This window comes from Streptomyces sp. NPDC037410, from assembly GCF_055602235.1.
The window spans coordinates 196,454-216,896 of record NZ_JBVJWR010000013.1; the positions used below are offsets into that span (position 1 = coordinate 196,454).

General features: G+C 72.2%; 20 protein-coding genes. 8 read left to right on the plus strand and 12 right to left on the minus strand.

Going from position 1 to position 20,443, the window contains the following annotated elements; translation table 11 throughout:
* Positions 1-175 precede the first annotated feature (175 nt).
* Entirely contained in the window at positions 176-502 is a 327-nt protein-coding gene (locus ACZ7HT_RS22870) for an ATP/GTP-binding protein (protein WP_471168728.1), read from the plus strand.
* Between the two features lie 45 nt (positions 503-547).
* Here ACZ7HT_RS22870 and ACZ7HT_RS22875 read toward each other — a convergent pair whose 3' ends face one another.
* The 7 genes from ACZ7HT_RS22875 to mce form a co-directional block, all read right to left on the minus strand.
* Complete coding sequence (locus tag ACZ7HT_RS22875) at positions 548-1,384, minus strand: ABC transporter permease (protein WP_471168731.1); 837 nt, start codon at positions 1,382-1,384, stop codon at positions 548-550.
* Complete coding sequence (locus ACZ7HT_RS22880; protein WP_471168734.1) at positions 1,381-2,589, minus strand: ABC transporter ATP-binding protein; 1,209 nt, start codon at positions 2,587-2,589, stop codon at positions 1,381-1,383. The genes ACZ7HT_RS22875 and ACZ7HT_RS22880 overlap by 4 nt, the downstream gene beginning before the upstream one ends.
* A 125-nt stretch (positions 2,590-2,714) precedes the next feature.
* A complete protein-coding gene (locus tag ACZ7HT_RS22885) occupies positions 2,715-3,494 on the minus strand; it encodes an ABC transporter permease (RefSeq protein WP_471168736.1) in 780 nt (259 codons plus the stop codon).
* A gap of 3 nt (positions 3,495-3,497) precedes the next feature.
* Positions 3,498-4,487 (minus strand): ABC transporter ATP-binding protein, encoded by a 990-nt coding sequence (locus ACZ7HT_RS22890; protein ID WP_471168739.1) that lies wholly within the window; start codon positions 4,485-4,487, stop codon positions 3,498-3,500.
* Between the two features lie 84 nt (positions 4,488-4,571).
* A complete protein-coding gene (locus tag ACZ7HT_RS22895; protein ID WP_471168742.1) occupies positions 4,572-5,507 on the minus strand; it encodes a cellulose-binding protein in 936 nt (311 codons plus the stop codon).
* A gap of 114 nt (positions 5,508-5,621) precedes the next feature.
* Positions 5,622-10,466 (minus strand): polarized growth protein Scy, encoded by a 4,845-nt coding sequence (gene scy, locus ACZ7HT_RS22900; protein ID WP_471168745.1) that lies wholly within the window; start codon positions 10,464-10,466, stop codon positions 5,622-5,624.
* A 213-nt stretch (positions 10,467-10,679) separates the two neighbouring features.
* Complete coding sequence (mce, locus tag ACZ7HT_RS22905; RefSeq protein ID WP_471168748.1) at positions 10,680-11,132, minus strand: methylmalonyl-CoA epimerase; 453 nt, start codon at positions 11,130-11,132, stop codon at positions 10,680-10,682.
* Between the two features lie 137 nt (positions 11,133-11,269).
* Here mce and ACZ7HT_RS22910 point away from each other — a divergent pair, with 137 nt between their 5' ends.
* Positions 11,270-12,472 carry an acetyl-CoA C-acetyltransferase gene (locus ACZ7HT_RS22910; protein ID WP_471168751.1) on the plus strand — a complete coding sequence of 401 codons (1,203 nt, stop codon included), beginning with the start codon at positions 11,270-11,272 and terminating at the stop codon, positions 12,470-12,472.
* Positions 12,473-12,496: 24 nt separating this feature from the next.
* Positions 12,497-13,453: a methylmalonyl Co-A mutase-associated GTPase MeaB gene (gene meaB / locus ACZ7HT_RS22915; RefSeq protein ID WP_468876346.1), complete on the plus strand. Its 957-nt coding sequence runs from the start codon at positions 12,497-12,499 to the stop codon at positions 13,451-13,453.
* A 63-nt stretch (positions 13,454-13,516) separates the two neighbouring features.
* On the opposite strand, the gene ACZ7HT_RS22920 is transcribed toward meaB, so the two are convergent.
* The 4 genes from ACZ7HT_RS22920 to ACZ7HT_RS22935 form a co-directional block, all read right to left on the minus strand.
* A complete protein-coding gene (locus ACZ7HT_RS22920; RefSeq protein ID WP_453220565.1) occupies positions 13,517-13,993 on the minus strand; it encodes a MarR family winged helix-turn-helix transcriptional regulator in 477 nt (158 codons plus the stop codon).
* A gap of 83 nt (positions 13,994-14,076) precedes the next feature.
* Entirely contained in the window at positions 14,077-14,862 is a 786-nt protein-coding gene (locus ACZ7HT_RS22925; protein WP_471168755.1) for an AIM24 family protein, read from the minus strand.
* The gene (locus tag ACZ7HT_RS22930; RefSeq protein WP_471168758.1) at positions 14,859-15,509 is read right to left on the minus strand and encodes an AIM24 family protein; all 651 of its coding nucleotides are present in this window, start codon (positions 15,507-15,509) and stop codon (positions 14,859-14,861) included. The genes ACZ7HT_RS22925 and ACZ7HT_RS22930 overlap by 4 nt, the downstream gene beginning before the upstream one ends.
* A complete protein-coding gene (locus tag ACZ7HT_RS22935) occupies positions 15,509-16,147 on the minus strand; it encodes an AIM24 family protein (RefSeq protein ID WP_471168761.1) in 639 nt (212 codons plus the stop codon). Before ACZ7HT_RS22935 ends, ACZ7HT_RS22930 begins: the two co-directional genes overlap by 1 nt.
* A 107-nt stretch (positions 16,148-16,254) precedes the next feature.
* Here ACZ7HT_RS22935 and ACZ7HT_RS22940 point away from each other — a divergent pair, with 107 nt between their 5' ends.
* Positions 16,255-16,608, plus strand: coding sequence for a DUF3817 domain-containing protein (locus ACZ7HT_RS22940; RefSeq protein ID WP_471168764.1), 354 nt, complete (start codon positions 16,255-16,257; stop codon positions 16,606-16,608).
* Between the two features lie 2 nt (positions 16,609-16,610).
* A complete protein-coding gene (locus tag ACZ7HT_RS22945) occupies positions 16,611-16,907 on the plus strand; it encodes an MTH1187 family thiamine-binding protein (protein ID WP_471168838.1) in 297 nt (98 codons plus the stop codon).
* 3 nt (positions 16,908-16,910) lie between these two features.
* Here the strand turns inward: ACZ7HT_RS22945 and ACZ7HT_RS22950 are convergent, their stop codons facing one another.
* Positions 16,911-17,903 (minus strand): DUF5937 family protein, encoded by a 993-nt coding sequence (locus tag ACZ7HT_RS22950; RefSeq protein WP_471168767.1) that lies wholly within the window; start codon positions 17,901-17,903, stop codon positions 16,911-16,913.
* A 69-nt stretch (positions 17,904-17,972) separates the two neighbouring features.
* Here ACZ7HT_RS22950 and ACZ7HT_RS22955 point away from each other — a divergent pair, with 69 nt between their 5' ends.
* Genes ACZ7HT_RS22955 through ACZ7HT_RS22965 form a run of 3 tightly spaced genes read left to right on the plus strand, consistent with a single transcriptional unit; the run spans position 17,973 to position 20,373 of the window.
* Entirely contained in the window at positions 17,973-19,445 is a 1,473-nt protein-coding gene (locus ACZ7HT_RS22955; protein WP_471168770.1) for an MFS transporter, read from the plus strand.
* A 31-nt stretch (positions 19,446-19,476) separates the two neighbouring features.
* Positions 19,477-19,986: a MarR family winged helix-turn-helix transcriptional regulator gene (locus ACZ7HT_RS22960; protein WP_471168773.1), complete on the plus strand. Its 510-nt coding sequence runs from the start codon at positions 19,477-19,479 to the stop codon at positions 19,984-19,986.
* 54 nt (positions 19,987-20,040) lie between these two features.
* Positions 20,041-20,373, plus strand: a complete 333-nt coding sequence (locus tag ACZ7HT_RS22965) for a DUF3817 domain-containing protein (RefSeq protein WP_471168776.1) — start codon at positions 20,041-20,043, stop codon at positions 20,371-20,373.
* Positions 20,374-20,443 lie beyond the last annotated feature (70 nt).

Below are 20,443 nucleotides of genomic sequence, written 5' to 3' on the forward strand. Positions count from 1 at the left end.
CGCGTATCTCCCCTCGCACAGGCACCAACGTCTGACACGTGCCAAAGGCAACGGCCGTTCATGAAGTTCTTGCGATTTTCGGCTAAGCCGTTCCGGGCGCGGCCCGGGGCACCGCGTGGCGGCCCTTAGGCTGGAGAGATCGGTCCGTGTTCCCAGACCCACGTGAGGTGTGCCCGTGTCCCCGCGTCACAACCGCTCCCGAGGCGGCGAGAAGCCCGCGCAGCAGGGCGACAACGGAGACCGGTACGGCGGTGTGCAGCGCACCGAGACCTGGCAGGGCGAGGAGTGGTGCGTCCGGCTGGTCGCCGGGGCGAGCGCCCCCGGCAAGCGTTACCGCTGCCCGGGCTGCGACCAGGAGATCCCGTCCGGCGCCCCGCACGTCGTGGCCTGGCCGGAGTACGGCGGGGTGGACGACCGCCGCCACTGGCACAAGGCCTGCTGGAACGCGAAGGACCGCCGCACCAGCAGGGTGCAGCGGTCCCGCAACGCGCCGAGGTACTAGGCGCCGAGGTACTGGGCCGAGGTACTGGGCCGAGGTACGGGAAGGTCACACGTCCCGGCTGTTCAGCAGCGCGTACGCGCCGCACAGGGCCGCCGCCGCGATCACCGCCATGATCAGCAGCGGCTCCCAGCCCGCCGGGCCCGAGTCGCCGAACGGCGGCCTCTCGCTGTAGAGCGAGATCATCTGCGACGGGATCGCGTAGGTGAAGAGGAACTTCTGCAGCGACTGCAGGGTCTGGTTGAACATGAACAGGGCCGCCACCAGCGGCATCAGCAGCAGACCGATCATCACCGTGATCGCGCCGGCCGAGTGCCGGATGAGCGTGCCGACCGCAAGCGACAGCAGGCCGAGCAGGGCCAGGTAGCCGCCCGCGCCGACCGTCGCCCGCAGCCACTCGGATGTCGTCGGCGTCGCCGCCGTGTCGACGAGGGCGACCTGCGCCACCGCCACGAGCGTCGCGAGGACGGTGGTGACCGTGAAGACGAGCAGGAAGAACACGATCGCCTTCGCCGTGAGCACCCGGGCCCGGCTCGGGCAGGCCGTCAGGGTCGTACGGATCATGCCCGTGCCGTACTCGGAGGCGATCGTCAGGACGCCGAGGGTGATCACGCAGATCGACGCCGGCAGCATCCCGAAGAAGCCGAAGGCGAGCGCGGACTGCTCGCCCATCGGGGCCTCGGAGGTCGCGGCGATCGCCGCCACGCCGATGCCGATGGCGAGCATCAGCAGGATCATGACCCCGAGCGTCCACATCGTCGAACGCACCGAGCGGATCTTCGTCCACTCGGAGGCGAGCGCGTCACCGAGGTGGGCGGCGCGGACCGGGATGGGCGAGACGTAGGCGTGCGGCGCCGGGGCGTGGTGGTGCGCGGGGGCGGTCATCGGGCGTCCTTCGGGGTGTCGCTCGGCTGCAGGCTGTTCGGCTGAGGGGCGCCCGGCTGCGGGGCGGCCGGAGGAGCGTACGGGCCGGGCGCGGGGGCCTGCGGACCGCCGGCGTACGGGTTCGGTCCGGGCGCGGGAGCCTGCGGGGCCGCGCCGTACGGGTTCTGTCCGGGCGGCGGCGGGGCGTACCAGCCCTGCTGCGGCACCTCCTGGACCTGCGGCTGCGGCGGCATCCCGTACCCCGGCTGCCCGGGCTGGAGCGGCGGCTGGAGGTGGGCGAGCCGGTCGTCGGTGGAGCGGTAGTCCACGGCGCCCTGCGTCAGCCGCATGTACGCCTCCTCCAGGGACGCCTGGTGCGGGGACAGCTCCCAGAGCCGTACGTCCGCGCCGTGCGCGAGGTCGCTGATCCGCGGCAGCGGCAGGCCCGTCACGCGCAGCGCCCCGTCCGGCTCCGGCAGCACATGGCCGCCGGCCTCCACGAGCACCGACGTCAGCTTCTCCCGCTGGGCCGGCTCGGTGCCCGGGGTCCGCACCCGGGCGAAGTCGGCGGAGTTCGCCGAGATGAAGTCCTTCACCGGCATGTCCGCGAGCAGCTGCCCCCGGCCGATCACGATCAGGTGGTCGGCGGTCAGCGCCATCTCGCTCATGAGGTGGCTGGAGACGAAGACCGTGCGGCCTTCAGCGGCCAGCTTCTTCATCAGGTTCCGCACCCAGAGGATGCCCTCGGGGTCCAGACCGTTGACGGGCTCGTCGAAGAGCAGCACCTGCGGGTCGCCGAGGAGCGCCGCCGCGATGCCGAGCCGCTGGCCCATGCCGAGCGAGAAGCCCTTCGAGCGCCGCCTGGCCACGTCCTGGAGGCCGACGACACCGAGGACCTCGTCGACGCGCTGGGCCGGGATGCCGGCCAGCTGCGCGAGCGAAAGGAGGTGGCTGCGGGCGCTGCGGCCGCCGTGCACGGCCTTGGCGTCCAGGAGCGCGCCGACCTGCCGGGGCGCGTTCGGCAGCTGCCGGAAGGGGTGGCCGCCGATCGTGACATGACCCGAGGTGGGCCGGTCGAGCCCCAGGATCATGCGCATGGTCGTCGACTTGCCGGACCCGTTGGGCCCCAGGAACCCGGTGACCACACCGGGCCTCACCTGGAAGGAAAGGTTGTACACGGCCGTCTTGGCGCCGTAGCGCTTCGTCAGGCCGACTGCCTCGATCATTCTCCAGCCCCATCGACAGGTCGGTCGCGTGCATCCGTGTCGGGGCGTGGCGGCCGTCGGCCGGAGCCCCCCGTATGAGCTAGGAGCTTATCCAGCCGTTGACGGTTCCGCCGAAACGCTCGGGATCAGGCGTCGCGCTTCTTCAGCACCAGGTAGCCGCCGAGCAGCGAGGCCGCCACCCACAGCGCCATGATCCCGAGCCCGCCCCAGGGTCCGTACGGCGCCTTCTCCGAGTTCATCGCGTCCGGGATGACCCGCATGACCTTCGAGCCGGCCTGGTCCGGGAAGTACTGGGCCACCTCCTTGGCCTTCGGTACGGCCGAGAGGATGTTCGACACCAGGAGCAGGAACGGCACCAGGATGCCGAGCGACAGCATCGACGAGCGCAGCATCGCCGCCACGCCCATCGAGAACAGGGCGATCAGACCCATGTAGAGCCCGGCGCCGATCACCGCGCGCAGCACGTTGTCGTCGGCGATGGAGGCACGGTGCCCGCCGAGCAGCGCCTGCCCCAGGAAGAAGGTGATGAAGCTCGTCGCGAGCCCCACCAGGAAGGCGAGCCCGCCCGCCACCGCGATCTTCGAGAAGAGGAAGGTCGCCCGCTGCGGCACGGCGGCCAGCGAGGTGCGGATCATGCCCGAGGAGTACTCGGTCCCCACCACCAGGACGCCGAAGACCACCATCGCCAGCTGCCCCAGGATCATCCCGGAGAAGCTGATCAGGGTCGGGTCGAAGGTGGCCCTCTCGACCGCCCTCATGTCGTCGAAGGTGGCGTTCGTCAGGGCGCTGAGACCCGCGCCCATCGCCACCGTGACGAGGAAGGCGCTCGCCAGCGTCCAGACGGTCGAGGACACCGTCCGGATCTTGGTCCACTCGGACTGCAGGACCGCGGTTTCCACTGCCATCGATCAGGCTCCCTTGGAGGTCGAGCCGGAGGGCGCGGAGGTCGAGCCCCACCGGGGGCCGGGCGCCGCGGCGCCGCCGTGTACGTCGGTGCCGTGCGCGTGGTACTCGACCGCGGCGGCCGTCATCTGCATGAACGCTTCTTCGAGGGAGGCGCGCTGGGCGCTCAGCTCATGCAGCACGAGCCCGTTCTCCGCGGCCAGCTCACCGAGCTTCTCCGTCGTCGCCCCGTCCACCTCAAGGACTCCGCTGCCCGCCTCGACCACGATGAATCCGTTCGTGTGAAGCACGTCCCGCAGACGTTCCTGCTGAGGGGAGCGCATCCGTACGAAACTCCGGGAATTCTGCTGGATGAAATCCGCCATCGACGTGTCGGCCAGCAGCTTTCCCTGCCCGATCACGATCAGATGATCGGCCGTCAGCGCCATTTCACTCATCAGATGGCTGGAGACGAAGATCGTCCGGCCTTCGGCGGCCAACGCCTTCATCAGATTGCGGATCCAGTGAATTCCCTCGGGGTCCAGACCATTGACGGGCTCGTCGAACATCAGGATCTCGGGATCGCCCAGGAGCGCCGACGCGATCCCGAGCCGCTGCCCCATACCGAGGGAGAACCCCTTCGACTTCTTCTTCGCGACCGCCGTCAGACCCACCAGGTCCAGCACCTCGCCCACCCGGCTCGCCGGGATGCGGTTGGACTGCGCCAGACAGAGCAGGTTGTTGTACGCGGAGCGGCCGCCGTGCATCGCCTTGGCGTCGAGCAGCGCTCCGATGTACTTCAGCGGCTCGGACAGCTCCCGGTAGTGCTTGCCGTCGATCCGGACCGTCCCGCTCGTCGGGTTGTCCAGGTCGAGCATCATCCGCATCGTCGTCGACTTGCCCGCCCCGTTCGGCCCGAGGAAGCCGGTGACCACGCCAGGACGGACCTGGAAGGAGAGGTGGTCGACCGCGATCTTCGTCCCGTAGCGCTTGGTCAGGCCCTCAAGCTCGATCATGCGTCCCAACCTACGGGCGCGCAAAACCCCCCGCCACCGGAATGACGGGGGGTTCTCACGGGGTCTGCTACGCCAGGGGCGCTGTTACCGCGACTGCTGGGCCGGGACGCCGGCCGTGCGCTCGTCGTCGATCGGGGAGCCGGCGGCCGCCACCGCGGCACCGGTCAGCGTGGCCAGCATCTCGCGGACGTTGGTCAGCTGCGCGTTGATCGAGTCGCGGCGGTTCGTGAGCGCCGCCAGCTCGCGCTCCGATTCCGAACGGATCCGGTCGGCCTTGGCGTTCGCGTCGGCCACGATGTCCTCGGCCTGGCGCTGCGCGGTCTCCACCGTCTGACGGGCCCGGCGCTCCGCGTCCGTGCGCAGCTTCTCGGCCTCCAGGCGGAGCTGCTCGGCGCGGTGCTCGATCTCCGCGAGGCGCTTCTCGGCCTTCGCCTGACGCGAGGCCAGGTCCCGCTCCGACTGCTCGCGGCGCTTCGCCAGGTTCGTCTCGAAGTCCGCGGCGGCCTGGGCGGCCTTGGCGCGGGTCTCCTCGAAGAGGGCGTCCGCCTCCTCGCGCTTCGACTGAGCGTCCTTCTGGGCCTCGGCGCGCAGCGAGTTGGCCTCGCCCTGCGCCTTCTCGACGATCCGGACGCCCTCGTCCTCGGCCTTCGCCTTGCGCTCGGCCGCGAACGACTCCGCGTCGTTGCGCACCTGCTGGGCGGCCGACTCGGCCAGCTCGCGGTGCTGCTCGGACGCGCGACGGGCCTCCTCACGCAGGTCCTTCGCCTCCTCCTCGGCGAGCCGGAGGATCTTCTCGACCCGGGCACCCAGACCCGCGTACGACGGCTCGGCGTCGGTGACCTGCGCCTGGGCGTTCTGCGTCTCGAGGTGGAGTTCCTCGATGCGCTTCTCCAGGGAGGTGATGCGGGACAGGGCGCTGTCGCGGTCGGACACGAGCTTGGTAATGCGGTCGTCCACCTGACCGCGGTCGTAACCGCGCCGCACGAGCTCGAAGCCGAAGGGGGAGGAAGTGTCGCTCATGGGGTTCCTGTCGAATGAGACCGGTGAGGTGTTAGAGGGAATCCTAGGGGCCGAAGCGGCGTGTCATCGAGCGTATGCCCGTTTGATCTGGAGAATGTCCAGCCTTTTGAGTGGCTAGCCGTCCTGGGACTTGCCACCCGAACGAGTGGACCCCGCCGACGCACCCGCCTTGACCCCGTCCTTTCCGGTGGACGGCGTCTCGAAAGACTCCAACGCCTCCAGAACGTCCTGGACACGGGAGATCTCGGCGTTGATGTCCTTTCGACGGCGCGTCAGCACCTCCAGCTCGCGCTGCCCGTCCGCGACGGTCTTCTCCGCCTCGGCCGCCGCCTCGTCGCGGATCCGCTCGGCCTCCGCCCTGAGGGCCTCCGCCTCCGCGATGACCGAGGCCTTCTTCTGCGCGGCCTCCTTCAGGAGCCCGTCCGCCTTGCGGACCGCGGCGATCCGGACCTTGCTCGCCTCCGAACTCGCCTCCGAGACCATCTCCTTGGCCTTCTCGTCGGCCTCGGCGCGCTGCTCCTCGGCGGCCTTCACCAGCTTGTCGACGCGCTCGCCGGCCGTCTTCATCTGCTCGGCCGACTCGCGCCGCGCCCGCTCGTGCAGCTCCTCGATCTCCCCCTCGATCCGGCTCCGCAGCTCCTCGGCCCGGTCCCTTATGGCCGTCGCGTCGCTGCGCGCCCCGACCAGGAGCTCGTCCGCGTCCGTACGGGCCTGCTCCACCAGCGTGTTGCCCTCGACGGTCGCCTCGGCGACGATCCGCTCGGCCTCCTTGCGGGCCGCGCCGACCATCGTGTCCGCCTGCGACTCGGCCTCCGTGGTGGCGCGCAGCGCCTCCTCCTGGGCCTTGGCCATCAGCTGGTCGGCCTGCTCGGCCGCGTCGGAACGCTTCCGGGCCCCGGCCTCCCGGGCCTCGTCGAGCGTCCGGTCCGCCTCCTCGCGGGCCTCCGCGCGCATCTGCTCGCCCGCGGCGGCGGCTTCCTCCTTCACCCGCTCCGACTCGGTACGGATCCGCTCGGCGTCCCGCAGGGCCTCGGCGATCGCCTCGGCGCCCTCGGCGCGCAACCGCTCGGCCTCCTCCGCGGCGGCGCCGACGGTCCGGTCCGCCTCGGCGCGGGCGTCCGCGCCGACCGAATCGGCCAGCTCGGCCGCCTCGTTCACGATCCGCTCGGCCTCGGCCGTGGCCTCGCCGACGAGGGCGTCCGCCTGCTCGGCGGCGTCCGTACGGCGCTTGTCGGCGGCCTTGCGGGCGTCGTCCAGGATCTGGTCGGCGTCGGCGAGCGCGGCGTTGCGCAGGGCCTGCGCGTGCGCCTCGCCGTCGGCCTTGACCTGCTCGGCCTCGGTGCGCAGCCGCTCGGCGTCCTGCTCGGTCGTCTCGCGCAGTTCGGCGGCCTCGGCCGCGATCCGCTCGGCCTCGGCGGTGGCCTCGCCGACGAGGGTGTCGGCCTGCTCGGCGGCGTCGGCACGGCGCTTGTCGGCGGCCTTGCGGGCCTCGTCGAGGACCTGCTCGCCCTCGGTGCGGGCCTCGGCGCGCAGCGCCTCCGCCTGCGCCTCGCCGTCGGCCTTGACCTGCTCGGCCTCGGCCCGCAGACGGGCGGCGTCCTGCTCGGTCGTCTCCATGAGCTCGACCGCCTCGGCGGTGAGCCGCTCGGCCTCGGCGGTGGCCTCGCCGATCAGCGTGTCGGCCTGCTCGGCGGCGTCGGCACGGCGCTTGTCGGCGGCCTTGCGGGCCTCGTCGAGCACCTGCTCGCCCTCGGTGCGGGCCTCCGCCCGCAGCGCCTCCGCCTGCGCCTCGCCGTCCGCCTTGACCTGCTCGGCGTCGACCCGCAGCCGGGCGGCCTCGGCGGTGAGCCGCTCGGCCTCCGCCGTGGCCTCGCCGATCAGCGTGTCCGCCTGCTCGGCGGCGTCCGCACGGCGCTTGTCCGCGGCCTTGCGGGCCTCGTCGAGCACCTGCTCGCCCTCGGCGATCGCCGCGTCGCGCAGCGCCTCCGCGTGCGCCTCGCCGTCGGTCTTGAGCCGCTCGGCCTCCGCGCGCAGCTCGGCGGCCTCGGCCCCGATCCGCTCGGCCTCCGTCGTGGCCTCGCCGATCAGCGCGTCGGCCTGCTCGGCGGCGTCCGTACGGCGCTTGTCCGCGGCCTTGCGGGCCTCGTCGAGGACCTGCTCCGCCTCGGCGCCGATCCGCTCCGCCTCCGCGCGCGCCTCGCCGAGCGCCGTCTCGGCGCGCTCGGCGGCCTCCGAACGGATCCGGTTCGCGTCGTCCCGGGCGTCCGCCCGGGTGCGGGCCGCGTCCTGCTCGGCCGAGGCCAGCGCGTCCGTGACCTCCGTCCGTACCCGCTGGGCGTACTCCGCGGTGTCCGACCGCAGCTTTTCCGCCTCGGCGAGCGCGTCCGTGACCGTCCGCTCCGCGAGCGCCTTCGCGGCCTCCGACTCCTCCTGGGCACGCGCCCGCGTGGCGGCGGCGTCCTCGGTCGCCCGCTCGCGCTCCTCGTACGCGTCGGAACGGACCCGGTCCGCCTCCTCCTGCGCCTCGGTGCGGGTCCGCTCGGCCGCGTGCTCGGCGGCACTGCGCAGCCCGGCGATCTCCTCCTCGGCCTGCTCCCGCAGACCGGACACCGAGTCCCGCACCTCCTGCGCGGTCTGCTCGGCGGCGGTGACCATCTCGGTCGCCCGCGCGTCCGCCTCCTCGACCAGGCGCTGCGCCTCGGCCTGCGCCTCCTCCACCCGCTTGCGGGCGGCGGCGAGGAGCTCCTCGGACTGCTCCCGGGCGTGCTCGCGCTCCCGGCCGGCCTCGGAACGGGCCGACTCCAGCGTCTCCTCGGCCTCCCGGCGGCGCCGGACGGCCTCGTCCTGCGCGGCGGCCAGCGCCTCGGCGGCCTCGGCGGCCACCCGCTCGGCGGCCGCGGCGGCCTCGGCCCGCATCCGGTCGGCGGTCTCCTGGGCCTCCGTGCGCAGCCGCTCGGCCTCCTCGGACGCCTCCGTGCGCAGCCGTACGGCCGCGGACTCCGCCTCGGTACGCGTGGTCGACGCGTCCGACGAGGCCTCGGCGCGCAGCCGCTCGGCCTCCTGCTCGGCCTGCTCCCGCAGCGTACGGATCCGCTCGGCGGCCTCGGTCCGCAGCCGCTCCGTCTCCTCGGCGGCCTCGCGCCGGATCCGCTCGCCCTCGGCCCGCGCCTCGCTGAGCTCCTCACCGGCGGCCGTGACCTTCGCCTCGGCGTCGGTGTGCAGGCGGGTCAGCTCCTCGGCGGCCTCCGCGCGGCGCGCCTCGGCGGCCCGCTCGGCGTCCGCGCGCAGCCCGGCGGCGGCCTCCTCGGCCGCGCCCGTCACCGAGGCGGCCTGCTCCTCGGCCTCGGCGCGCAGCCGCTCGGCCTCGGCGCGGGTGCGCTCCAGGGTCTCCTCGGCCTGGGTCCGGAGCGTCTGGGCGCGCTCCATCGCCTCCGACTTGACCCGCTCGCTCTCGGCACCGGCCTTGGCGCGCTGCTCCTCGGCGTCCGTACGGGCCTTGGTGAGGAGCTCCTCGGCGGTCCTGGCCGCCTCCTCGATCTGCTGGAGGGCCTCGCGCCGGGCCTCGCCGCGGATCCGCTCGCCCTCGTCGACGGCCTCGGCGCGCAGCGCCTCGGCCTCGCCGCGCAGCCGCCGGGCCTCCTCCTGGAGCTCGACCGTCTTGGCGCGGTACTCCTTGGTGTCGTCCTTCGCCGAACCGAGCAGTTCGTCGGCCTGCTCCCCGGCCTCGGCGCGCAGCCGGTCCGCCTCGGTCTCGGCCTCGCGGCGGACCCGCTCGGCCTCCTCGGCGGCCTTGCGGGTGGTCTCCCGGGCGTCCTCGGAGGCCTTGGTGAGCATCTCCTCGGCGCTGCGGGCGGCCTTGGCGAGCGCGGCGGCGGAGTCCTCGGCGGCGGCGGTGACGGCCTTCTCGGAGGCCTCCGTGACGAGCTTCTCCGCCTCGGCGGTCGCCTCGCGGAGCTTCTCCTCGGCCTCGGCCTTGAGCGCCTCGGTCTCCTTGGTGGCCTCGCCGACCAGCCGGGCGATCTCCGCCTTGGCGGTGCGGGTGCGCTGCTCGTTGACCTGGTCGGCGGAGGAGAGCTGCCGGGCCGCGGCCTCCTTGGCCTCGGTGAGGGCCTTCTCGGCCTCGGCGCGGGCGGCCCGGAGCCGCTCCTCGGCCTCCTGCATGCGCTGCTCGGCGGCGCGGGACAGGTCGGCGGCCTGGCGGCGGGCCTGGTCGGTCTCGGCCGCGGTGGTGGAACGGAGCTGCTCGGCGTGGCTGGTGGCCTCCTGCGCCTGGCTGGAGGCGGCGGAGAGGAGCCGCTCGGCGTCCTTGCGGGCGCGCAGCAGAATCGCTTCGGCCTCGCCCCGGGCGGACTCCGCCTCGGCGCCGACCCGGCGGCTGGTCTCCTCGGCGAGCCGGGTGGCCTCGGCGCGGGCGGTGGCGAGGGACTGCTCGGCCTCCGCGCGGGACTCCTCCATCAGGCGGCGGGCCTGCGACTCCGTGCGGGCGCGCAGCTGTTCGGCCCAGGCGACGTTCTCGTTGACGTGCGCCTCGACGGTCTGGCGGCGCTCGTTGAGCTCCTGGTCGAGCTGCTGGCGGCGCTGGACGGCCTCGTTGTGCAGCTCGGCCTGGAGCCGGGCCTGGTGCTCGGCGTGCTCCTGGAGGATCCGCTGCGTCTGGGCGCGGGCCTCGCGCAGCTCGCGCTCGGCGTCCTGGCGGAGCTGCTCGGCCTGCGCCTGCGCGTTCCGCAGGAGCTGCTCGGCCTGGTAGCCGATGTCGGCGCTGTCGTACGCCGGCCGGGACGCGATGGTGCGGCGCGCCTCGTGGAGTTTGGCGCGCAAGACCTCGACCTGGTAGCCCAGGTCCTCGGCGTGCTGGACGGCCTTCTCGCGTTCGGTCTTCAGCCGGTCCATCTCGGCTTCGAACCTGGCGAGATGGTCGTCTTCAGCTCGGTGGCTCTCCTGGCGTTCGTAGCCCCGCACTGCGCGGTCCCATCCTTCCCCGAGCTCTTCGAGCAGGGGAGACCCCAACCCTGGTCGCAACTCCTGCGAGCACGCCCTCACGGCCGAGGACGGACCCCCGGGGAATCGTGGCAGATCGGACGACCCCGACATCCCGACTTCGGCGCCGCACGGAGCGGCTCCGACCTGCCCCGGCCCGGAGTCGCCCACTCTACCGGGCCGGGAATCCGGAGGTCAGTGCTCCGCTGAGGAGTGGTCAGCCGACGGCTCGGCGGAGGTGACCAGTTCGGTCAGGACGCCGTGGCAGTCCTTGGGGTGGAGGAAGGTGATCCGGGAGCCCATGGAGCCGATCCGCGGCTCGTCGTAGAGGACGCGGACGCCCTTGCCGCGGATGGCCTCCGCGTCCGCGTCGACGTCCGCGGTGCCGAAGGCGATGTGGTGCACGCCCTCGCCGTTCTTGGCGAGCCACTTGCCCACCGCGGAGTCCTCCCGGGTCGGCTCGAGGAGCTGGAGGTACGAGGCCCCGCCGTCGTCGGTGGCGTTGATCTTGAGCATGGCCTCGCGGACGCCCTGCTCCTCGTTGACCTCGGAGTGGAAGACCTCGAAGCCGTACGTGGCACGGTAGAACTCGACAGTCTTGGCCAGGTCGAAGCAGGCGATCCCGATGTGGTCGATACGCGTCAGCATGCCTCCAGTGCACCGCTGGAAGGGTGGTTACGCAACGTGCGCGCCGTCACACCTTTCGGCCGGTGACCGCGCGCCGCACCGCTCAGTACATTGGCGGTAAACCCTCGTTCACTCCTCATCCCAAGGGGCCGTGCCTCATGTCTGGAACGACCGGTACCACTTCAGTGATCGTCGCGGGCGCCCGCACGCCCATGGGTCGCCTCCTCGGCTCGCTCAAGTCCTTCTCGGGCGCCGACCTCGGCGGCTTCGCCATCAAGGCGGCCCTCGACCGGGCCGGCATCGGCGGCGACCAGGTGCAGTACGTGATCATGGGCCAGGTGCTCCAGGCGGGCGCCGGCCAGATCCCCGCCCGTCAGGCGGCCGTCAAGGGCGGCATCCCGATGAACGTCCCGGCGCTCACCATCAACAAGGTGTGTCTGTCCGGCCTCGACGCTATCGCGCTCGCCGACCAGCTGATCCGCGCCGGCGAGTTCGACATCATCGTCGCCGGCGGCCAGGAGTCCATGACCAACGCCCCGCACCTGCTCCCGAAGTCCCGCGAGGGCTTCAAGTACGGCGCGATCGAGATGCTCGACTGCATGGCGTACGACGGTCTCACCGACTCCTTCGAGGGCATCGCCATGGGCGAGTCCACGGAGAAGCACAACACCCGCCTGGGCATCCGGCGCCCCGAGCAGGACGAGATCGCCGCGCAGTCGCACCAGCGCGCCGCCGCCGCCCAGAAGAACGGCATCTTCGAGGCCGAGATCACCCCGGTCGAGATCCCGCAGCGCAAGGGCGAGCCCGTCGTCTTCTCCAAGGACGAGGGCATCCGCGCGGAGACCACCGTCGAGTCCCTCGGCAAGCTCCGTCCGGCCTTCGCCAAGGACGGCACCATCACCGCCGGCACCTCCTCGCAGATCTCGGACGGCGCCGCCGCCGTCGTCGTGATGAGCAAGGCCAAGGCCGAGGAGCTCGGCCTGGAGTGGATCGCCGAGATCGGTGCCCACGGCAACGTCGCGGGCCCGGACAACTCGCTCCAGTCGCAGCCGTCCAACGCGATCCTGAACGCCCTGAAGAAGGACGGCCTGAGCGTCGAGGACCTCGACCTGATCGAGATCAACGAGGCCTTCGCCGCCGTCGCCGTCCAGTCAATGAAGGACCTCGGCGTTACCCCCGACAAGGTGAACGTCAACGGCGGCGCGATCGCCCTCGGTCACCCCATCGGCATGTCGGGCGCCCGTCTCGTGCTCAGCCTGGCCCTGGAGCTCAAGCGGCGCGGCGGCGGCATCGGCGCGGCCGCCCTCTGCGGCGGCGGCGGCCAGGGCGACGCCCTGATCGTCAAGGTCTCCGGCAAGTAATCCCGCAATCGAGGAGCAGCGCAGATGGTGGACGTCCCCGAACTCGTCGCCCAGGCACGAGAGGGCAGGCCGCGGGCCGTGGCCCGGCTGATCTCGCTCGTGGAGGGGGCGTCCCCGCAGCTGCGCGAGGTGATGGCGGCGCTCGCGCCGCTCACCGGCGGCGCGTACGTGGTGGGCCTGACCGGCTCGCCGGGCGTGGGCAAGTCCACGTCGACGTCCGCGCTGGTCTCCGCGTACCGCCGGGCGGGCAAGCGGGTCGGCGTGCTCGCCGTCGACCCGTCCTCGCCGTTCAGCGGGGGAGCGCTGCTCGGTGACCGGGTCCGGATGTCGGAGCACGCCTCCGACCCGGGCGTCTACATCCGCTCCATGGCGACCCGCGGCCACCTGGGCGGGCTCGCCTGGTCCGCCCCGCAGGCCATCCGCGTCCTGGACGCGGCCGGCTGCGAGGTGATCCTCGTGGAGACCGTCGGCGTCGGGCAGTCGGAGGTGGAGATCGCCTCCCAGGCCGACACCTCCGTCGTGCTGCTCGCGCCGGGCATGGGCGACGGCATCCAGGCCGCGAAGGCGGGCATCCTGGAGATCGGCGACGTGTACGTGGTGAACAAGGCCGACCGGGACGGCGCGGACGCCACCGCCCGGGAGCTCAACCACATGCTGGGCCTGGGCGAGGCGCGGGCGGCCGGCGACTGGCGGCCGCCGATCGTGAAGACGGTCGCGGCGCGCGGCGAGGGCATCGACGAGGTCGTGGAGGCCCTGGAGAAGCACCGCGCCTGGATGGAGGAGCACGGGGTCCTGGCGGAGCGCCGCCGGGCCCGTGCGGCGCGCGAGGTGGAGACCATCGCGGTCACCGCCCTGCGCGAGCGGATCGGCGACCTGCACGGCGACCGGCGCCTGGACGCGCTGGCGGAGCGGATCGTCGCGGGCGGCCTCGACCCGTACGCGGCCTCCGACGAGCTGGTCGCGAGCCTGACCGGAAACTGACGCCGGTACACACGGAAAGGGCCTCTCCGGTCACCGGAGAGGCCCTTTCCGTACTCTGTCAGGTCACGGCTTGCCGCGGCGGCCGCGGAGCTGTTCGGCGACCGGTTTGAGGGACTCGTGGAGGTCGCCGAGGGCCTCGCCGGTGAGCTGGTCGATGAAGTGCCTGCGCACCGACTCGACGTGGTGCGGGGCGACCTTGCGCATGGTCTCCATGCCGTCGTCGGTGAGGACGGCGTAGAGCCCGCGGCGGTCGGACTCGCAGTTCTCGCGGCGGACGAGTCCGGCGTTCTCCATGCGGGTGATCTGGTGGGAGAGCCGGCTCTTCGACTGGAGGGTGGCGGCGGCGAGGTCGCTCATGCGCAGCCGCCGCTCCGCCGACTCCGACAGGTTCACCAGGATCTCGTAGTCGTTCATCGTCAGGCCGAAGGGCTGGAGGTCCCGCTCCAGCTGGTACGTCAGCATGCGCTGGACGTCCAGGAACGTGCGCCAGGCGCACTGCTCGCCGTCGGTGAGCCAGGGGGTGGCGGTCTCGGTCTCCATATATGGATTCTACCTAAGAAGTTGAATACTTGACGAAGTCTGGGAGCGCGCGTTCGATGACGTCACACTCCGCAGACTACCGTTCACAGACCGAAGCGACGCTGGAGGTCACCGAGCTGGCCGGGAAGCCGCGGTACCGCGCCGAGCGGCCCCTGGCCGGAACCAGACACCCCGTGCCCGCCGGGAACGCCCGCCTGAGCCGGCGTCGCACCGACCGCCCGCTCCGGCATCAGCAGCTCCGTCGACTGCAGCAGTACCGTACCCGCTCCGACGAACTCGAACTGGTGCTCCTCGCCCGAGGTCCCGCCGATCCCCGTCAGCGCGCGGACCCCGCCCATCACACCCGTCATGTACCCGTGGTCGTAGTGGTGACAGGGCGAAGGGCAGTCCGCCCAGCCCACGAGCGCCTGCGGGTCCACCCGCATCGGCGGCTCCATGAAGACCACAGGACCGTTCGACGCGGCCACGAACTTGCCCGTGCCGATCAGCGTCACGAACCCCGGCACGATCGACTGCTTCAGCGCCAGCGTCGGCTGATAGGCCAGCAGGTTCCCCGAGCGGATCGTCAGATTGCCCTCGTCCAGGTCGTACGAGTTCACGTCGAACGCCCGGTCCGCGAGCAGCATCTTCCCGCTGCCCTCGGCCACCACCCAGTCGCTCGCGTGCAGCGGCGAGTGGAAGGACGTCCGCACCAGCCGGTCGAGACGGCCGTGCCCGATCCCGTTGAACTCGATCCGCCCGTAGTAGGCGATCATCTTCCCCTTCTGCAGGAACCACTGGGAGCCCTTGAGCTCCACGCAGAAGGTGTACGGATTGACGTTGTCGTCCGACGGCAGGGAGTGCGGGTCGTGGATGACAGGGGTGCTCACAGCTTCTCCTCCGAGGCCTGGACGTACACCGCGCCGCTGCCGCTCAGCTCCAGCTGGAACGCCTCGCCCGAGCCGCGCCCCACCATGTCGCGCCAGCCCAGCGCCGTGGAGAGCTTGTTCCGCACGTCGCCGTGGTGCGCCACGTACGCCTGCGGGTCCACGTGCACCGGACGGCCCGGGGTGATCGGCAGCTCGATGACGCCTCCGTGCGCCATGACGGCCACCGAGCCGTGGCCCTTCAGGGTCGTCGTGAACAGGCCCTGACCGGTCACCTGACCGCGGACCATGCCCATGACCCCGCCCTGCGAGCCCATGAACATCGTGCCCTGCTCCAGGGTCCCGTCGAAGGCGAGCAGCCGGTCGGCCTCCACGTACAGGGTGTCGCCCGTCAGTGCGATCACCTGGATGTGGTGGCCGCCGTGCCCGAACATCACCGTGCCGTTGCCCTCGACCGTCATCAGCGGGGTCGCCTCGCCGGCCACCCGGCGGCCGATCATCGACATCAGGCCGCCCTGACCGCCCGCGATGTTCGGCGTGAAAGTGACGTCGCCGCGGTACGCGAGCATCGCGCCGCGCTGACTGAACATCCGCTGCCCGGGGATGACGGTCGCCTCGACCATCTTCGAGTTGACCTCGCGGAACGGCATCAGATGTCACCCCCGATCGTGTTCCGCTCGCTCGGCTGCACGTACACGAGCCCGTCGCCCTCGAAGCGGATCTGGAAGGCCTCGCCGCCGCCCTCGCCCATCAGGGTGCGGAAGGTCACCCCGGACTGGAAGTGCTGCTGGAGGTTGCCCTGATGGGCGATGTACGCGCCCGGGTCGACCTGGAGCGGGTACTGCGGGGTCACCCGCAGCACCACCGCCGGACCGTCCGACATGATCGCCGCCTGGCCCGTGCCCTCGACGGTCGTGGTGAAGAGCCCGTTGCCCGTGGCGCCGCCGCGCAGACCCGTGAAGGTGGTGCCGGTGCGCAGTCCCGCGTCGGTGGCGAGCAGATTGCTCGCCTCCACCCACAGCTTGTCGCCGTGCAGCGAGACGAGATTGATCTCGGAGGCCCGGTCGGCGAACCAGCAGGTCCCCTGGCCGCGCACCTCCATCACCTCCATCTGCTCACCGGTGAGCCGGCGGGTCACCATGCCGCGCAGGCCCTCACCGCCACCGCTCATCTTCTTGAACGCCATCTGGCCGTCGTAGGCGACCATCGAGCCGTTCTTCGCCTTCACGGCGTCGCCGGTCATGGACACGGCGAGCACTTTGCTGCCCTGGAGTCGGAACGTTGCCACCCCAGGAAGGTACTGGGCCCCCGGCTAAAGAGACAGCAAAGGAGCCGTGCACAATGAACGGGCCCTTGTGCATCCGTTCACAAGATCGAACGAAGGTGACCCCCTCCGTGGACATCAAGACCGCTTCCTCCCTCCACCGGCTCCGGCTCGTCTCCGCGCCGGAGGCCGTCTCGTTCCTGCTCCTGCTGGTCTGCTCGGTGCTGAAGCGGACGACGGACTTCAACGCGGTCCCGGTCATGGGGGCGATCCACGGCATCCTCTTCGTCCTGTACGTGCTCTTCTGGCTGGACGCCTGGAACCGCACCAAGTGGAGCTTCGGCACCGCCGCCCTCTACTTCGTCCTCTCCGTGCTGCCCCTGGGCGGCTTCTACGCCGAGCGGAAGCTGAAGCGCGAGGCCGAGGACGCGGTCGTCGCCTCCCGCGCGCGGGCCGAGGCGGCCCAGGGCGCGGTGAAGGCATGAGCGTGATCGTCGCCTTCTCCGTGACCCCGCTGGGTGTGGGGGAGGAGGTCGGCGAGTACGTCGCCGACGCCGTCCGGGTCGTCCGGGAGTCCGGCCTGCCGAACCGCACCGACGCGATGTTCACCTCCATCGAGGGCGAGAGCTGGGACGAGGTGATGGACGTCGTCAAGCGCGCCGTCGCCGCCGTCGAGGCCCGCGCGCCGCGCGTCTCGGTGGTCATCAAGACCGACATCCGCCCCGGCGTGACGGACGGCCTGACCGCGAAGGTCGCGACGGTGGAACGCCACCTCGGCGCCTGACGATCAGCCCGCTTCCGGCTGCGACACCGCGATGCCCAGCGGGGTCCGCTCGTACAGCACCTGGTGGCCGTACCGCCGGGAGGTCAGCAGCCCCGCGTCCCGCAGCACCGACAGGTGCGAGGACACCGACGACGGCGCCCTGCCCAGGAGATGGGCCAGCGCCGTCGTCCCCATCGGCTCCGCCAGGGCGCACAGGACGTCCGCCCGCACCGGGCCGAGCAACCGCGAGAGCGCCTCGGGCGTACGGTCCCGGGGCTCCGACCACAGACCGCCGATCCCGCGCGCCGGATAGACCACCGTCGGCTGCCACGGCGGATCGAAACCGCTCACCACGTCCGGCCAGGTGAACACCGACGGCATCAGGACGAGCCCCTGACCGTCAAGCGGCCGGATGTGCTCACCGGGGTACGCGACGGTGAGCGTGGCCGTCCCCGCGTCCCACGCGAAGGACGGGTGCAGCTCACCCAGGAGCCGTTCGAGCCCGCCCTCCGCGAGCCGCCGCGAGTGGTACGCCACGTCCGCCTCCAAGAGCGCCCGCAGCCGGGGCCACTCCGGGGCGATCAGCGCCTCCCACGCGGCCTGGAGCAGATCCGCGAGCCGCAGCACCGCCGCGGCGGGGTCCGCGAGCATCCGCCGCCCCTCGGCCGTGCCGGCCGCCCCCGGCGTCTCCGCGAGCGCCCGCTCGAAGTCCTCCAGGGCGAGCGCCGGATCGGTCTCCCGTACGGCGGCGATCTCGTCCTCGAAGGCGGCGGCGGGACCCAGCGGCGGCGGATAGAGGAAGTCCGGGCTGTGGCCGCGCAGCGGCATCAGCAGCTGCAGCGGCGCGAGGTCGAGAGCGCGCGCGGCGCCCGCGATCCGCCGCATCCACGGCAGGTGGTAGCCCTGCTTCGCGGGCCGCGCGAGCACCCGCACCGCGGAGTGCGTCTCCCAGAGAGGCGAGAGCGCGAACCGGATCCGCAGCGGGTCGGCCTCGCCGAAATGCAGGTGGTACGGCACGGGCCCTCCGGACTTTCGGCTGGAGCCGAAAGTCTAGGGGCAGCTCCCGGCGCCGGGCAGGCTGCGCCCATGCCCGAGAACACCCCCAGGACGCCGCCACCGGCGCCCGCGCACCCCTCCGCCCCCGCACCTGCGGCGGCAGACACCACCGCGCCCGTGGCGGCAGACACCACCGAGCCCGTGGCCGCAGACACCACCGCGCCCGGGGGCCCCGAGGCCGCAGCGGTCCCCGCGCGCGTCGCGGTTGTCGCCGCCGCGCCGACCCCGGCGAGGGGCACCGCGCCCGCCGGGGCCCCTGGCCCTGATGCCGCGCCCGTCGCGGTGGACGCCCCCCGACCCGGCTACCGGGCCGTCTTCGCCGTCCGTGAGTTCCGGTTCGTGTTCGTCGCGCATCTGTTCTCGCTGCTCGGGGTCGTCGTCAGCGAGCTCGCGCTCACCGTGCTCGTGTACGACCTGACGAAGTCGCCGCTCCTCTCCTCCCTCACCTTCGCGCTCGGGTTCCTGCCCTACCTCCTCGGCGGCACCCTCCTCGCCGGGCTCGCCGACCGGCTTCCGCCCCGGCGGATCCTCGTCGTCTGCGACCTCGTCTGCGCGGGCTGCGTCGCGCTCATGGTCGCGCCCGCCACTCCCGTCGCCGTCCTGCTCCTGCTGCGCTGCGCCGTCGCCGTCGTCTCGCCCGTCTTCAACGGCACCCGTATGGCGACCCTCGCCGACATCCTCGGCGAGGGCGACCTCTTCGTCCTCGGGCGCTCGCTGCTGCGGATCGTCTCGCAGAGCGCCCTCCTCACCGGCTTCGCCGCCGGCGGCGTCCTCCTCACCCTCGTCCCGCCGCGCGGCGCCCTCGTCGTCACCACGGGCACCTTCCTCGCCTCCGCGCTGCTCCTGCGCCTCGGGACCGCCCGCCGCCCGGCCAGGGCCGCGGCGGCCGCGAGCGGGCTCTCCGGCACCTTCGCCGTGCTGCGCAACCGGCGCGTGCGGGCGCTGATGCTGATGTTCTGGGTGCCGCCGCTCTTCGCCGTCGTCCCCGAGGCCCTCGCCGCCCCCTACGCCGACGAGATCGGCGTCTCCACCGCGGCCCTCGGCCTCCTCATGTGCGCGCTGCCCGTCGGCACCATCGCGGGCGAGCTGTTCGCCGGATCGTTCCTGTCCACCGCGACCCGCTCCCGGATCGTGCTGCCGCTCGCCGTCGCAAGCGTCGTGCCGTACCTCCTGTACGGCCCCCGGCCGGGCCTCGCCCTCGCGGCCGTCGCCCTCTTCCTGGCCGGCGCCACCGGCGCGTACACCCTCGGCCTCGACGCCTGGTTCGTCGCCGCCGTCCCCGAGGAGCAGCGGGGGAGGGCCATGACCCTGATGACCGCGGGCATGATGACCGTCCAGGGCGTCGGCATGGCCGGGGCGGGGGCCGCGGCCGAGTTCGCCCCCGTGCACACGGTCGTCGCGGGCACGGGCGTCCTCGGCACGCTCTGCCTGCTCGCCGCCGCCGTCGAGCTGCGGGCGACCGGGGCGACCGGGGGCGACGACCGAAAGGCGAGACGGGGCTGACCGGCATATGACCAGTCGGTATGGTCGACGGGTGTCCAAGCCGCTCAGTCTTCCCTTCGACCCCATCGCCCGAGCCGACGAGCTCTGGCAGAAGCGCTGGGGCCCGGTCCCCTCGATGGCCGCGATCACCTCGATCATGCGCGCCCACCAGATCCTCCTGGCCGAGGTGGACGCCGTGGTCAAGCCGTACGGGCTGACCTTCGCCCGCTACGAGGCGCTGGTGCTGCTGACCTTCTCGAAGGCCGGCGAGCTGCCGATGTCCAAGATCGGCGAGCGGCTGCAGGTCCACCCGACCTCCGTGACGAACACGGTGGACCGCCTGGTGAAGTCGGGTCTCGTCGCGAAGCGGCCCAACCCCAACGACGGCCGCGGCACCCTCGCCTCCATCACGGAGAAGGGCCGCGAGGTGGTCGAGGCCGCGACCCGCGACCTGATGGAGATGGAGTTCGGCCTCGGCGCGTACGACACCGAGGAGTGCGCGGAGATCTTCGCGATGCTGCGCCCGCTGCGGGTCGCGGCGGGCGACTTCGACGAGGGCTGACGGCACCCCGACCCCCGCGAAGATCGCCCGGATCGTGCCGTTACGCTCGACGGCATGAAACCCAGCGTGCTGACCCGCTACCGCGTCATGGCCTACGTGACCGCCGTCATGCTGCTCATCCTCTGCGCGTGCATGGTCGCCAAGTACGGCTTCGGCGTCGGCGAGGGCCTGACCCTCGTGGTCTCCCAGATCCACGGCGTCCTCTACATCATCTACCTGATCTTCGCCTTCGACCTGGGCTCCAAGGCCAAGTGGCCGTTCGGCAAGCTCATCTGGGTGCTGGTCTCCGGCACCATCCCGACGGCCGCGTTCTTCGTCGAGCGCAAGGTCGTCGCGGAGACGCTTCCGCTGGTCAGCGGCGCGCAGCCGACCCCGGTGAACGCGTAACCCACACGCCCCGCACATATGTGCGGGGCGTTGCCATCGACATTTACTAGGACGTCCTAGTAAATTCGAA

Excerpts from the sequence above, each read along its gene's own strand:
- ACZ7HT_RS22955 (WP_471168770.1), top strand. The coding sequence starts at position 17,973 with ATGCCCGAGAACACCCCCAGGACGCCGCCACCGGCGCCCGCGCACCCC.
- ACZ7HT_RS22965 (WP_471168776.1), top strand. The coding sequence starts at position 20,041 with ATGAAACCCAGCGTGCTGACCCGCTACCGCGTCATGGCCTACGTGACC.
- ACZ7HT_RS22880 (WP_471168734.1), bottom strand. The coding sequence starts at position 2,589 with ATGATCGAGGCAGTCGGCCTGACGAAGCGCTACGGCGCCAAGACGGCC.
- ACZ7HT_RS22890 (WP_471168739.1), bottom strand. The coding sequence starts at position 4,487 with ATGATCGAGCTTGAGGGCCTGACCAAGCGCTACGGGACGAAGATCGCG.
- ACZ7HT_RS22875 (WP_471168731.1), bottom strand. The coding sequence starts at position 1,384 with ATGACCGCCCCCGCGCACCACCACGCCCCGGCGCCGCACGCCTACGTC.
- ACZ7HT_RS22895 (WP_471168742.1), bottom strand. The coding sequence starts at position 5,507 with ATGAGCGACACTTCCTCCCCCTTCGGCTTCGAGCTCGTGCGGCGCGGT.
- meaB (WP_468876346.1), top strand. The coding sequence starts at position 12,497 with ATGGTGGACGTCCCCGAACTCGTCGCCCAGGCACGAGAGGGCAGGCCG.
- ACZ7HT_RS22920 (WP_453220565.1), bottom strand. The coding sequence starts at position 13,993 with ATGGAGACCGAGACCGCCACCCCCTGGCTCACCGACGGCGAGCAGTGC.
- ACZ7HT_RS22885 (WP_471168736.1), bottom strand. The coding sequence starts at position 3,494 with ATGGCAGTGGAAACCGCGGTCCTGCAGTCCGAGTGGACCAAGATCCGG.
- ACZ7HT_RS22910 (WP_471168751.1), top strand. The coding sequence starts at position 11,270 with ATGTCTGGAACGACCGGTACCACTTCAGTGATCGTCGCGGGCGCCCGC.
- mce (WP_471168748.1), bottom strand. The coding sequence starts at position 11,132 with ATGCTGACGCGTATCGACCACATCGGGATCGCCTGCTTCGACCTGGCC.
- ACZ7HT_RS22930 (WP_471168758.1), bottom strand. The coding sequence starts at position 15,509 with ATGCCGTTCCGCGAGGTCAACTCGAAGATGGTCGAGGCGACCGTCATC.